Origin of the sequence: Pseudomonas sp. BF-B-30 (assembly GCF_019956305.1) — a bacterium.
In the GTDB taxonomy this organism is placed as follows: domain Bacteria; phylum Pseudomonadota; class Gammaproteobacteria; order Pseudomonadales; family Pseudomonadaceae; genus Aquipseudomonas; species Aquipseudomonas jessenii.
This window is the reverse complement of sequence record NZ_JAHBDG010000037.1, coordinates 40,893-54,199: the sequence shown is the minus strand read 5'-3', so window position 1 is coordinate 54,199 and position 13,307 is coordinate 40,893. Positions and strand designations below refer to the sequence as shown.

Sequence of the window (13,307 nt, the reverse complement as noted above, 5' to 3'; positions counted from 1 at the left end):
AAGGCGGAGTGTCAGGCAGCATTAATGTTGATTGACCCACCGCCTTCGCGAGCAAGCCCGCTCCCACATGGGATTTTCGTCGAGCACAACATCCTGGCAGCATTCCGACGATGACGAGGTATCAACCCAGCAAACGAATGGCTGAGCCCGCCGCCCAGGCTTGAATATCCTCGATCATTTGCGAGAAAAACAGCCGGTAGTTCTGTTGGCTCACGTACCCGACATGGGGCGTCGCCAGTACATTGTCCAGGGTCCGGAACGGATGGTGGGCGGGCAGCGGTTCCTGCTCGAAGACGTCCAGGGCGACACCGGCCAGCCGTTGTTTCTGCAGCGCCTTGATCAGCGCCGCTTCATCGACAATGGGGCCACGAGCGGTGTTCACCAGCAGCGCCGAGGGCTTCATCCAGCCAAGGGCTTGTGCGTCCACCAGACCGCGACTGCGCTCGCTGAGCACCAGGTGCACCGACAGCACGTCGGCCTGTTCGAACAGTTCCTGTTTGCTGACACGGGTCACACCGACCTGCGCCGCGCGTTCGGCGGTGAGGTTTTCGCTCCAGGCGATGACGCGCATGCCGAACACCTGACCGAACTGCGCGACTCGCTGGCCGATGCTGCCCAGACCGAGGATGGCCAGTGTCTTGCCATGCAAGTCGCCACCCAGGCCTTGCTGCCATTGCCCGGCACGCAGGGCATTGGCCTCGACCACCAGGTTGCGGGTCGCGGCCATGATCAGCGCCCAGGTCAGTTCCGGCGCGGCGTGTTTGTAGCTGTCGGTACCGCTGACCTGAATGCCCAGCGCGGCAGCGGTTTTCAGGTCCAGGGCCGCGTTGCGCATACCGCCTGTCACCAGCAGCTTGAGTTTGGGCAGGCGCCTCAGCAGGTCTTCATCGAAGCGGGTGCGCTCGCGCATCACGCAGATCACCTCGAACCCGGCCAGGCGCTCGGCCAGGGATGAGGTATCGGTGGGGTAGTCATGGAGAAAACTTACCTCACCGACGCTGTCCAGTGCCGACCAGTCCACTGCATTGCGCGCCACATCCTGCCAATCATCGATCACTGCAATCTGCACAGGCATCAGCCTTTCCTCTTCAATGCACGGGGTTGGTCTTGTTCAGCCAGGCGAGCAGGGCCTGGTGGAATCGGGCCGGTTCTTCCATCTGTGGCGCGTGGCCCATGCCAGGGAATTCGACCAGCGTGGACTGGGGAATCATCCCGGCTACCTGTTTGCCGAGGTCGTCGTAGTGCCCGATCTTCGCCTTGACCTCGGGTGGGGCGATGTCACTGCCGATGGCGGTGGTATCGGACGTTCCGATCAACAGCAGGGTCGGCATCTTCAGGTTCTGGAATTCGTAATACACCGGTTGAGTGAAGATCATGTCGTAGATCAGTGCCGAGTTCCACGCGACTTGCGTATGTCCCGGGCCTTTGTTCAGGCCGGCAAGCATATCGACCCAACGATCGAACTCCGGCTTCCAGCGACCGCCGTAATAGGTGGTGCGTTCGTAGTTGCGGATACCCTCGGCACTGAGTTTGAGTTCGCGCTCGTACCATTGATCAACCGTGCGATAGGGCACACCGAGGGCTTTCCAGTCTTCCAGGCCGATGGGGTTGACCAGCGCCAGTTGCTCGACCTGTTCGGGGTATTGCAAGGCATAGCGAGTGGCGAGCATGCCGCCGGTGGAATGCCCCAGCAGGGTGGCTTTCTGGATGCCCAGTGCCTTGAGCAATTGCTGGGTGTTCGTCGCCAGTTGCTGGAAGCTGTACTGATAGTGCGCCGGTTTGCTGGAGGTGCAGAAGCCGATCTGGTCCGGGGCGATGACCCGATAGCCGGCGTCGCTGAGGGCTTTGATCGAACTGTCCCAGGTGGCGCCGCAGAAATTCTTGCCGTGCATCAGCACCACGCTGCGGCCATTGGCCTTGCCGTTGGCGGCGACGTCCATGTAACCCATTTGCAGGGATTGGCCCTGGGAATCAAAGGCGAAGTGCTTGAGCGTGTAGGGGTAGTCGAAACCTTGCAACTCGGGGCCGTATTGCGGCCCTTCGGCGTGGGCGATGACGGGCAGGATGGCAGTCAGCAACAGACTGGGTAACCAGCGGGAGAAGGGGCGCGACATCGGAGAGCTCCATGGAAATCCGCCTATGTTGGATCGACACGATTAGGGCGGCATTAATCACAGGCAATCGCCGCCCTTGATGGTTCAACCCATCCAGCCCAAAGTCGCCAACGCCAGCACGCTGTAGCGGGCACCTTTGGCCAGGGTGACGATCAGCAGGAAGCGCCCCAGCGGCTCGCGCATGACCCCGGCGACCAGCGTCAGCGGATCGCCGATCACCGGCAGCCAACTGAGCAGCAATGACCAATGGCCGTAGCGTTGATAATGAAGCCGGGCCTTTTCCAGATGCCGGGGGCTCACCGGAAACCAGCGCCGGTCGCGGAACCGCTCGATCCCGCGCCCCAGCCACCAGTTGATTAGCGAGCCCAGAACGTTGCCGAACGTTGCCACCGCCAGCAGTGCCCAGAGCCAATAGCGATCGCTGAGCAGCAGTCCGACCAGCACGGCTTCGGATTGCAACGGCAGCAGCGTGGCGGCACCGAATGCCGCGAAAAACAACCCGAAGTACGCACCGGACATCAATGGGCTGGGTAGTCCGCAACCACCACGTCGGTGCCGTCCTTTTTCAGGCCGATGACCTGATAGGCATCGCTCATGCCGTCCATTTCCATGCCGGGCGAACCCATGGGCATGCCGGGGGCCGCGACGCCCAGCAGATCGTCGCGTTTGCTCAAGGCCAGGACCTGGTCGGCCGGGACATGGCCTTCAACGAATTTGCCATTGATCAATGCGGTGTGGCACGACGCCAGCCGTGGCGGCACGCCGTGCTGTTGCTTGAATTCGCTCATGCTGGCCTCTACGTGGTCTTCGACCTTGAAGCCATTGGCCTCCAGGTGGGTGATCCATTTTTTGCAGCAACCACAATTGGCGTCGCGATGAACCTCGATCGGAATGAGGTCGGCGGCCTGGACCAGGGAAGACATGAACAGGGCGCTCAGGGCGATCAGGCGCAGAGGGTTTCGCATGGAGTTCGTCTCGGCTAACGGGCAAAAAAACGCATTCTGACCATTTTTTACGGTCAGGCGTTCAAGGAGTGTTTCGAAGTACTACAAAGATCCGCCGTTCGATGATGGTAGATCAACGCTGTCAGGCAGATGAGGGGCACATTACAAAATCGTCAGGTTGAAACGCCGAAGGTGCGTGTCTATGTGATCCCCGGGTCCAAAAAAGGTTCTTCACGCAATCCCGCGGAACACCGAAACCTGTAGGAGCGAGCTTGCTCGCGATGGACTGGAGAGCGCCGCGGGGTGCCTGCCAACCAGCGTTATCGTTGACGACCATCGCGAGCAAGCTCGCTCCTACAGGGTTACTTTGAAAAGCGCAAAGTAACCAAACGCTCTTGCCCCTGACGCTCGGCCTCGTTGTTTGGTGGTGCACGCGTTCCCCTGCAGGAGCTGCCAAAGGCTACGATCTTTTGATCTTGCTTTTGCGATCTGGAGTTGCCCGGCCCGCTCAATTCATCGAACGGGCCGGCGACCCTTACCGGTCGAGCAGTTTCATGACTGCTTCCGGATAACGCAGGCCAGCGGTGGCATTCGTCGCAAAGACCGCTTGCAGCGCCCGGCCGGGCAATGACTTTTACCGAAAGGATTCAGGCCGTTGAACCGCTGTTAACGATGTGGGTAGTAACCTGGTCCGCCATGGTTATCGCCGCAATGAAGCCAAAACTCTTCATCGGCTGTAACATGAGACCCCGCTTGTAGCCGCTTATCCCGAAACAGGGTAAGCGCTTGGCATGCGCGTCGATACAAACCGGATACATTTTCAGATTCAGGAACCCGCAATGACTCAGTCGCAACGTTTGAAATACTCGATTCTGATCTCTCTGGTGGTGCTGGGGATCATGTTTGGCCTTTCCTGGTTGCAGAACACCGGCGTCATCAGCGAAAAACTGTTCCAGTACATCGCCATTGGCGTGGCGGTGGTCGTGGTGGTCATCAATGGCGTGATGCGCCGCAAGGTCAAAGTCTGATCATTCGATCATCGGTTACGCAAAATGGCAGCAGCCTGGGGATGCAGGCTGTAGCTCTTGTCGGGGTTGAGGACAATCACCCCTTCGCTGCACAAACGCTTCAGCACTTCACGCACGCTGAGAAAGGACAGGGGAATATCCAGGTCCAGCAATTGGCTGTGCACGCCACGCACGCCAAGGCTGCGGTCGTTTTCGGCGGCCGTCAGCAGGGCATCGATGACTTTCAGGCGGATCAGACTGGTTCGAAGGCCAAAGCTTTTGAGCAGGACCCTGATCCGCTCGTTGCCGTGGCGATCGGTACGCGGCTCGAATACGCCGACTCCCATGGAAGTACCCTTTGGCGCGTTGCTACCGTCCGTTGGCAGTTGCGAGTTGTACATTGCAAAACTCCTTTCAGAGCCTGATCAGGAAAAAATGGGCGCTCTTACAGCATTAGACGTATGAGCAGCCCGAATCATGAAGGCTCGAATGTAGAAATTTTGTCGCCATCGCGTGATCAACCTGTCAGACCATGGGGCGTTGCGCAGTAATCTCCTAAATTTTTGTGGTGAGCTTCGTCCCTACAGGGAGGCCCGGTGCGCGTGGGTATGCGTAGCCGTGACCATCGTTTTTTCGATCAGGAGCGAGCGTGATTATTTCCAGCCAGTTAACCAGGTTGAGCCTGGCGGGTGTGACTCTGGGATTGAGCCTGGGGCTGAGCCTTGCGGCGAGCGCGAGCGATACGCCTGCGCAAACGAGCGCGGACATCCGCCGCACCGGTTTCGGCGTGCCGCACATCCGCGCCGACAACGAGCGCGGGCTCGGCTACGGTATCGGCTATGCCTACGCCCAGGACAACCTGTGCCTGTTGGCCAACGAAATCACTACGGTCAACGGTGAACGTTCGCGGTACTTCGGGCCGGATCAGTTCACCGTCGAAGAGCGCGAGAACCTGGCCAGCGATGTATTTTTCACCTGGCTGAACACTCCGCAAGCCGTCGCCGGTTTCTGGCAGGCCCAGACCCCGCCAGTACGTGAGTTGGTCGAAGGCTATGTGGCGGGGTACAACCGCTCCTTGAGCGAGCGTCGCGTCCAGGGATTGCCGCCGCAGTGCCAGGGAGATTGGGTGCGCGACATTACCACGTCGGATCTGGTCAAGCTGACCCGGCGCCTGTTGGTCGAAGGTGGCGTCGGCCAGTTTGCCGAAGCCCTGGCCGGTGCCACGCCACCCCAGGCCGTGGCCCGGGCGTCGAGCGCACAGGCGGCGTTCCAGGTGGTTGCTACGCGGATGCAGCGTTTTGCCCTGGACCGTGGCAGCAACGCCGTCGCGGTCGGCAGCGAGCGTTCCTTCAACGGACGCGGCATGTTGCTGGCCAATCCGCACTTTCCGTGGGTGGGCGGCATGCGTTTCTATCAGATGCACCTGACCATTCCCGGCAAACTGGACGTGATGGGCGCGGCGTTGCCCGGCCTGCCGGTGATCAACATCGGTTTCAATCAACATCTGGCCTGGACCCACACCGTGGATTCGTCCAGGCATTTCACGCTGTATCGCCTGCAGCTCGATCCCATGGATTCGACCCGTTACCTGCTCGACGGCCAGTCCTTGCCGATGGACAAGCAGACCGTGACCGTCAACGTCAGGCAGGCGGACGGGCAGGTCCGGGCAATTTCCCACGAGGTCTACAGCTCGAAATTCGGTCCGGTGGTGCAATGGCCGGGAAAACTGGACTGGGATCATCAATACGCCTACAGCCTGCGCGACGCCAATCTGGATAACGACCGGGTTCTGCAGCAGTGGTACGCGATGAACCGCGCTGAAAACCTCGAGGATTTCCAGGCTTCGGTGCACGAGATCCAGGGCATTCCGTGGGTCAATACGCTGGCAGCGGACGATCAGGGGCAGACGCTGTACATGAACCTCTCGGTGGTGCCCAACGTCAGTGTCGACAAGCTGGCGCAATGCAGTGATCCGCGCGTTGGCTTGCAGATGATCATTCTCGACGGCTCCAACAGCGCCTGTGCCTGGGACATCGACCCGCAGGCTGCACAGCAGGGTATCTATGCAGCGGACAAGTTGCCGCAATTGCTACGCAAGGACTTTGTCCAGCACTCCAACGACTCGGCATGGATGGCCAACCCGGCACAACCGCTGACCGGCTATTCGCCGTTGATCAGCCAGGACAGTCAGCCACTGGGGCTGCGCTCGCGCTTTGCCCTGGACCGTTTGAGCGCGCTGGCCCAGGCCGGCAAGGTCGAGGCAGCGGACTTGCAACACATGGTCATGGACGATCGGGTTTATCAAGCCAGTCTAGTGATGCCGGACCTGCTGCAATTCTGCGCGGCGGATCTCGGTACCGATGCCAAAACGCTCGCGCCACTGTGCGCCAGCCTCAAGGCCTGGGACCGCAACGCCAACCTGGGCAGCGGTCTGGGCTTTGTGCACTTCCAGAATGTCATGGAGGCGTTGGAGCCGGTGCCGGACGTATGGCGTGTGGCATTCGATCCGCGGGATCCGCAACATACCCCACGGGGTCTGGCAGTCGATCACCCGCAGGTGGCGAAGGCGCTACGGGCAGCGATGCTGGCTTCGGCTGAACAGGTCAAGGCGGCAGGACTCAAACCGGACAGTCGCTGGGGCGATATCCAGGTGGTCAGCAGCGGCGGACAACAGACACCGATCCACGGCGGGCCGGGAACGTTGGGGGTCTATAACGCGATCCAGAGCGTACCGCGCAGCGATGGCAAGCGCGAAGTGGTCAGCGGCACGAGCTACCTGCAAGTGGTGACCTTTGACCAAAACGGACCGCAGGCCAAAGGGCTGCTGGCATTCTCGTTGTCCAGCGACCCGGCCTCGAAGTATTCACGGGACCAGACGCAGGCCTTTTCCAGGAAGCAATGGAGCGTGCTGCCGTTCACCGAGCAACAGATCCTGTCCGATCCGGACTATCAGGTGCAGACGATCCGCCAGCAGGATGCAAAAGTGGCCGCGCAGTAAGGTAGTGGGGTTTTGCATGAACGCTGAAGGCCGCATCCGCAAGGGTGGCGGCCTTTTCAGCTTTTCGGGGAGATTTGCGGAATCGCGTTGACCACCAGATTGCCGTTCTGGTTACGGGTCAGGTAGACCGGCAGGACCCGCGGCAAGGACTTTACCAGGCCGTTGATCTCTTTGATGTTGTAGATGCCGCCGATATGGATCGAGCCGGTGCTGAGGTCAGCCACCATCAACGGTTTGTCCAGGTAGCGATTGATCAAGGGCAGCGCATCGCTCAAGGCCAGATCGTCGAGCACCAGCTTGCCCTGGCGCCAGGCCAGCGAGCTGTCATTGTCATAGGTCTGGCTGATGCGGGGAATGAAGTCGCCGCGGCGATAACTGGCCTGCATCGCCGGGCCAAGGCGCAAACCGTCGCCTTGCAGGTCGGCGTTGCTGCTGACCAGTACCGATCCTTCGATCAGGTTGACTTTGACCTGGTCTTCATACATCCAGACGTTGAATTGGGTGCCGGTCACACGAATCCGGCCTTCGGCGGCCTTGACCACGAAGGGGTGGCGGGTGTCATGGCTGACCCTGAAGAAGGCTTCGCCTTTATCCAGCGTGACTTGCCGCTGATCCTTGTAGTTGCTGTACGTCAGCTCGCTGCCCAGGTTCAGCTCAACCTGGCTGCCGTCTTTCAAGGTGACGGTACGAACATTGTCGGTCGCTTCGAAATGCTGGTACGCGTTCGGTACCCAGCCCAGGTGCCAGCCGCCATAACCGGCCAAAGGCAGTGCCAGGGCACATACCGCCGCGGCAATGGCCAGGCGGCGCCACGGGGTTTCGGGGTGGCGGCGAACCAGCGGCAGGACGGGTTCGGGACGAGGCAAGTCGCCGGCGACATCCCAGATCTCCAGCATCGCTTCGTACTCGAAGGCATGGAGCGGATGTGCATCACGCCATTGCTCGAACGCCTGGCGCTCTTGCTCGGTGCAGTCACTGGCGTGCAGACGCATGCACCAATGCGCGGCAGCATCGGTGATGGCGTCGAATTCGGCTTCCGAAAGTGTGTGGTCGGTCATTGGCCCTTCCTGATTTCCCGCATTCTAACCTTGGGGGAAGTCTGCGAGAACATCAGTCATGGCATTTAACCATCAATGTGTTGTTTTTTTTCAACGCATCGCCTTTGGAACATCGGTTGTCGAATAAACAGTATCCATAGGGTGCGTGAAAAAAACATCAAGTCAAACACCGTTGTGCTGCGCAGACCCGGGGATCTGCGCGTTGTTACGCCGCGGTCAGGTTCCAGCGGTCGGAGTGACCGGCACCGGGTCCAGTTGCCGGCCCATTTCGCAGATCAAAAAGGCGATCGAGTCGGCATTGTGCAAGATGACATCGGTTCGGAACTTCGATTCCTGCCTGTTTAAAAAAGCTTCCCGTGCCTTATCCATGGTCTGGCTGCCCGTCAGCGTCAGGATGGCCATGCCGATGTGGCGAGAACCCGGAATCGAATCCAGGTCGATCCACGATTGCAGCCCACTGTTCCAGCGCGCGAACAATTCCTCCTCTGGGGTATCCATCGACAAGGCATTTCGCTGGAAGTCCAACTGAGATTGTTTTCTTGCCGCGCCAAAGCCGGTGACCGACGCTACCAGATCGCTGAACGGCAGCCTGGCCTCAAGGTATGCAATGTCAACGGCCCCGGAAAACAAATGAGCGAATTCGTGTATCAGGGTCGCGGCCTGGCTGTGGCCGTCGACATCGAAGGGCTGTGTCAGGCCGGATTTGTACCAGTCGAGTTGTTGATTGAAGAATTTTTCCGTGAAATGCACATTGCGCTGTAGATCCTTGTCCACGACAAACGCGATGAGGTTGTCCCTCGGGTCCCGGCTTGAACCCACGATAAAACGTTGCGAGTTCATCCAGTCTTCATCGGGATCGACCAGCGCGTTGCAGACGGGGACGATGGCCTGTTTGATTTTTTCCAGTAGTGCTTTGTCGACCTGACCAACATCAAAGAACTGTTTGAGGAAGGTATCGAGCCGTGTGCCCGGGAGGAGTTTCCTGAGTTGCACCAGATTGTGCAGGCTGTTGAACGCATAATAACGAGCCATGTCGATGGCCTGCACGATCATGCGGGCTTTAGCGGGATGCTTTGCCCGGATTTCGTCCATCCCCCGGGCCTCGATATTCAGGACCGCCCGGGCAACATAGGCGTTGGCAAGCTGGTTGTGCATTTTCGAGACGACTTTGCCGAAGTGAACGGTGTGCAGATCCGGGTCGATGACCAATTGTTTGTCAGGAGTAATCGTTAACACGGGGCCTTCTTCCCCGCCTTTGATCGTTCTCCAGACCGCTCCGGTCTTGTTCACGCCGTACACCTTTCCGGCAATGGCGGCGAAGGTTTTCTTGCTGCCCGCGTCCAGATAGGTGCCGTCAGTGCTGTTTTTCGCCAGGTCCTTGAGTTCAACCGTGGTTTCGAACGGTTGCAGCCGGGTGCGCATTGCTGCTGTCGACCGAATCTTCGACCAGGGTTGCGCGATCACGGGGGTGACAAGCGGTGGAGCAACGGCTTCGCCGGTTTCCTGGGCGCTTTCGCCCCATCCTTCAAGTGACAGCCGGCCCAATGACAGGATTTGCGCCGCCCCGGCAATAAACTCGCGCAATGCGGTCATCCAATGATGGTCCTGCAAGGCTTCGGCCGAATTGAGGGCATCCTTGTAGGCCTTCCAAAGAAACTGCACGTACGCGAGTTTGCCCGGCAGCAGGCTTGAAATGCGCTCGATGCCGGCACCGAACAGGTGTTTAACGGCCTCCCAGTCCGACTGACCGCTAGCGTGTGACTGGCTGGCGAGCATCTTCACCAACAGTTGGGTGTTGTCATGGAACAAATGGGTGAGCAGGTTGCCGCCGATGGGGTTGGACGCAAGGGTGATTTCGCTCGACTGGCCGACGGTGGACTCCAACAGGTTGCGAAACACCGTTTGCTCACTGTCCGGCAGGCGACGTATCAACATGTCCTGCAATGGCCCCGGTGTGTTGAGTGCCGAAACAACGCTGGCCTCATTGTCGAACTCAACGAAGGGTGAACCACTCGGGTGGTAAGGGGCATAGAGGATTTGTTGGCCTGCCTTGCCCGCGCCTGGGCCAATCAGGTACAGGCCCAGCGCCTTGACGGCGGCGGCACCGGTTGTCTTGATCAGTTCCAATGGTCGGGCAATGGCGTGGGCACCTTCTACGGTCGCCCGGGCGATGGCGTCCGGCATGTCGAATACTTGCCGAAGCAAATCGAAAGCGCTGTCGGAAAGCCGTTGCTGCAGTTTCAGTTCGTGTGCGTGTTGCAGCAGTTGCCAGGGCAGTTGCTTGATGAAGCGCAACATCCTGCTTTCCACGTCGGTCGCTTGATTCGACAAACTGTCCGTGACCTGTTTGGCGTAGTTCTGCGCAATGTCCAGTGATCGCAATAGTTGGCGGACAGCCGCCTGATCCAGATTCCGGGGCAGCGTTTGAGTGGTTGCCGACCCGACCTTGAACCCTGTGCCTTGCGCAATGTCGACGTGCTGCAAGGCGAACTCGGTGAGGCTCCGGGCGGGGCCGACCAGGGCCAGGTCCGGGGTGATTTCGATATTGTCAGGGTCCAGCGCTGTTGCGGGGAAGCGGCTGGCGAGCAACGATTTCAGTGTTTCATGCACATACGACTTGAGGGGTTTGATCCCGTGTAAATAGTCTTTGTCCTCAACAACGCTGTGGCGGTATTGCTCCAGCAGTTCAAGGTGCAGTCGCTGCTCTTGCAGAGGAGCCATTCCCAGCCAGGCGGGCAGGGACTGCTGCTGGCTGATCGCCCGGGCAATCGACGTGGCTCTTCCCAGGTTGGTGTTGAGGACCGTTGTGGTCAGGTCTTCAAGGGCTTTTTTCTGCTTCGTGTCGCTCAGGTCGAAAGTACGTACGTGTGCGCAGCGAGCCAAAAAGTGCTCGATGGACGATTGCGCGACCCGTTCCAATACAGACCCTTCAATCAGCCGCAACGGTCCCAGTGAGTAGCGTTGGTGAAAGACGCGCTGGGCCGGGGTCAGGTTTTCCAGCAGCGCCAGGCGTTGCTGCGGCTCGAGCAGGCGGCGGTTCAGTTCCAGCCGTGCACGACTGATGGTGTCAAAGACTTCCAGGCCCTCGGCGGGCGTCCACAGGATCGTCCGGCCGGAATGCGAGGGATCGAGTCCGCCACGCTCGGTCACGAGCAGACAATGGGCCAGGGGCAGGACATCCTGCTGGCCGGAGCGCTCCAGAGTCAACGAGTAGGCATCGGGGCGGAAACCCTTGAGTGACAGGCGGTTTTGTCGGTCGGGCTGGTCCGGGTTGAAGACTGTTTCGACAATGGCCCGATCCGCATCCCGCAGTGTTGCGCCAAGCACCCGCAGGCTGGCCTCGCCACGCAGGCCAACGGCAAGTGCATGGGCCAGGCGGGGTTTCATGTTTTCCAGATAGACCCGTTGCAAGGCCAGAGACGCAACCGGTTGTGCTGCAAAATCCGCGTTGATCAGTGTTTCGATGTCGCGGAAGGTTTTGACGAAAGCTGCCGCCGTATCGGCCAGCACTGTGGAGGGATGCTGATTGCCGGATAACACGGGACGTGTGCTCCAGCGTCCGCCGGCATCCAGCGTCAGCAGTCGCTCGCTGATCATCGAGCGGATATCCAGCGCCTTGTCTAACAGAGCGTGGATGTCCACGCTGCCGTCACTGTGACGGAACACCTGCAGGGCATATTCCATGTTCTGCCGTTGCTTGCTGATGATCCGGTCGAAGAGCTTGGGGAAGATCGCGCCGCCAATCACTTCCCCGGTCACATTCGGCCGGTCAAAACCAATGAAACGCTGGCGTTCATCCAGGCTCAGCAGACCATAGAGTTCATCCTCATGACCGGCCGCACTGAGTTTGCTCAGCACCGTATCGCACAAGTCCTGATAGTTCTCGAGCACCTGCAGGCCTGCGGTGGGCGTGTAGAGAAACGCATTGCCGGCGCTGACCATCAGTGAGCCGGCCAACTCTGCATAGTTGGCCTGGTACTCCCACAGACGCACGGTTTCGACCGTCATAGCCTTGTTCGTCCGGCTGGCCGTCGAGATCAACGCGTGCAAGTCCTGGCTTTGCTCAGGGGTGATGATCCCGGCTTCGCGCTTGAGCAGCAGTTGTACCCGCGCCTGGTCGGCGATGGCCTGGCCGAAGAACTGGCGACGCGATGCGCCTTCGGTGCTCGCCGCAGCCCAGAAACCTTCGAGCTGCCCGATCAGCAGGCTAGTCAGTTGGCGCGAGATTGTCGTGACGGCTGCTTCCCAGAGTGGCTGGTCGGCTTTTGCCGGGGACTTTCCCGGATGGGAAAATTCATGGGACTGCCCGGATGGCCAACGCTGATGGCGATAGTGCAGGAGTACCGCGTCACTCAGGGAAAGGGAGTTGACCCAGCGTCGCGCCGGATGGCTTTCGCCCGCTTTTTCTGGCGTTGTAGCCAGGTAGAAGTTCACTTGGGTCCGGCTCTGATCCAGGTCGGGGAAAGACGCCGCCAGCCGTTGACTCAGCAATGTGTCGAGCAGCGAGGTCAGGGACGGCAGCGCTTTCAATTCGTCGAGCAGGGCCTGGTCGTTAAGTTGCTGCTGGCTGGAGAGGGTGTTGCGCTGGTCTTCGAACACGTCGCCGTCGATGGTTTGAAAGTCCAGCTCGATGTCGGCGGCGCCCACCACGACCTTGCGTTGAGACAGGGCCATGAAGGCCAGCAGGTCGTTGTCTTCACCGGCCGCTTTGAGTTGCGTCACCAGCTGTTCGGTCAGGGCCCTGCGGTCGGCGAACTTTTTTATTCCCGCGTACGGGGTGTAGAGAATCACGCCATTGTCATCGGGCGTCGCGGTCAGCAAAAAACTGCCGGCCAGCGGCACGGGTTCCAGTCCAGGGATTTTCAACAGGATTTTCTTCGCCAGCATGGGCGGCGTCTGCTCATCGCGCAGTGCCTGGGTGGCCAGTTCGATATGGCTGAACCATTCGAAGTCCCTTCGTGTCAGCCCGTGGGTTTGGCCAAGTTCTCTCCAGAGACCGCGCGACATCAGCGCCTCGGGGAAAAACAGCGGAGTTACTGATGTAGACATCGTCGAGTCTCGTTCTAGGTGCCACTCAAAGGCGCCTGTGGATTGAGCATCGAGACTAAAAGCCGGTGCGTTGACGCGGGTGGTAAATAGATAACGCACGGGTCGCGGGCGTTTGTGACAGGGATAGACCTCATCGA

Annotated in this window: 9 protein-coding genes; 2 read left to right on the top strand and 7 right to left on the bottom strand. The window is 59.7% G+C overall.

Going from position 1 to position 13,307, the window contains the following annotated elements; translation table 11 throughout:
- Window positions 1-121: 121 nt before the first annotated feature.
- The 4 genes from KGB29_RS19445 to KGB29_RS19430 form a co-directional block, all read right to left on the bottom strand.
- Window positions 122-1,075, bottom strand: a complete 954-nt coding sequence (locus KGB29_RS19445) for a D-2-hydroxyacid dehydrogenase family protein (RefSeq protein WP_150814037.1) — start codon at window positions 1,073-1,075, stop codon at window positions 122-124.
- A 13-nt stretch (window positions 1,076-1,088) separates the two neighbouring features.
- Window positions 1,089-2,114, bottom strand: a complete 1,026-nt coding sequence (locus KGB29_RS19440; protein WP_150814036.1) for an alpha/beta fold hydrolase — start codon at window positions 2,112-2,114, stop codon at window positions 1,089-1,091.
- An 84-nt stretch (window positions 2,115-2,198) separates the two neighbouring features.
- Complete coding sequence (locus KGB29_RS19435; protein ID WP_057714700.1) at window positions 2,199-2,633, bottom strand: YqaA family protein; 435 nt, start codon at window positions 2,631-2,633, stop codon at window positions 2,199-2,201.
- Window positions 2,633-3,079, bottom strand: a complete 447-nt coding sequence (locus KGB29_RS19430; RefSeq protein WP_150814035.1) for a DUF411 domain-containing protein — start codon at window positions 3,077-3,079, stop codon at window positions 2,633-2,635. Before KGB29_RS19430 ends, KGB29_RS19435 begins: the two co-directional genes overlap by 1 nt.
- An 818-nt stretch (window positions 3,080-3,897) precedes the next feature.
- On the opposite strand from KGB29_RS19430, the gene KGB29_RS19425 reads away from it, so the two are divergent.
- Window positions 3,898-4,086 (top strand): hypothetical protein, encoded by a 189-nt coding sequence (locus tag KGB29_RS19425; RefSeq protein ID WP_057714704.1) that lies wholly within the window; start codon window positions 3,898-3,900, stop codon window positions 4,084-4,086.
- 8 nt (window positions 4,087-4,094) lie between these two features.
- Here the strand turns inward: KGB29_RS19425 and KGB29_RS19420 are convergent, their stop codons facing one another.
- Window positions 4,095-4,466: a hypothetical protein gene (locus KGB29_RS19420; RefSeq protein ID WP_057714705.1), complete on the bottom strand. Its 372-nt coding sequence runs from the start codon at window positions 4,464-4,466 to the stop codon at window positions 4,095-4,097.
- A gap of 248 nt (window positions 4,467-4,714) precedes the next feature.
- On the opposite strand from KGB29_RS19420, the gene KGB29_RS19415 reads away from it, so the two are divergent.
- The gene (locus KGB29_RS19415; protein ID WP_223616473.1) at window positions 4,715-7,063 is read left to right on the top strand and encodes an acylase; all 2,349 of its coding nucleotides are present in this window, start codon (window positions 4,715-4,717) and stop codon (window positions 7,061-7,063) included.
- 56 nt (window positions 7,064-7,119) lie between these two features.
- On the opposite strand, the gene KGB29_RS19410 is transcribed toward KGB29_RS19415, so the two are convergent.
- Together KGB29_RS19410 and KGB29_RS19405 are read right to left on the bottom strand one after the other, a co-directional pair.
- Window positions 7,120-8,121, bottom strand: coding sequence for a FecR family protein (locus tag KGB29_RS19410; protein WP_150814032.1), 1,002 nt, complete (start codon window positions 8,119-8,121; stop codon window positions 7,120-7,122).
- Window positions 8,122-8,337: 216 nt separating this feature from the next.
- Window positions 8,338-13,170 carry a dermonecrotic toxin domain-containing protein gene (locus tag KGB29_RS19405; RefSeq protein ID WP_150814031.1) on the bottom strand — a complete coding sequence of 1,611 codons (4,833 nt, stop codon included), beginning with the start codon at window positions 13,168-13,170 and terminating at the stop codon, window positions 8,338-8,340.
- Between the last annotated feature and the right edge of the window lie 137 nt (window positions 13,171-13,307).

Bases quoted from the DNA above. Each gene is read 5' to 3' on its own strand.
- KGB29_RS19445 (WP_150814037.1), bottom strand. From the start codon at position 1,075: ATGCCTGTGCAGATTGCAGTGATCGATGATTGGCAGGATGTGGCGCGC.
- KGB29_RS19425 (WP_057714704.1), top strand. From the start codon at position 3,898: ATGACTCAGTCGCAACGTTTGAAATACTCGATTCTGATCTCTCTGGTG.
- KGB29_RS19420 (WP_057714705.1), bottom strand. From the start codon at position 4,466: ATGTACAACTCGCAACTGCCAACGGACGGTAGCAACGCGCCAAAGGGT.
- KGB29_RS19435 (WP_057714700.1), bottom strand. From the start codon at position 2,633: ATGTCCGGTGCGTACTTCGGGTTGTTTTTCGCGGCATTCGGTGCCGCC.
- KGB29_RS19405 (WP_150814031.1), bottom strand. From the start codon at position 13,170: ATGTCTACATCAGTAACTCCGCTGTTTTTCCCCGAGGCGCTGATGTCG.
- KGB29_RS19440 (WP_150814036.1), bottom strand. From the start codon at position 2,114: ATGTCGCGCCCCTTCTCCCGCTGGTTACCCAGTCTGTTGCTGACTGCC.
- KGB29_RS19430 (WP_150814035.1), bottom strand. From the start codon at position 3,079: ATGCGAAACCCTCTGCGCCTGATCGCCCTGAGCGCCCTGTTCATGTCT.
- KGB29_RS19410 (WP_150814032.1), bottom strand. From the start codon at position 8,121: ATGACCGACCACACACTTTCGGAAGCCGAATTCGACGCCATCACCGAT.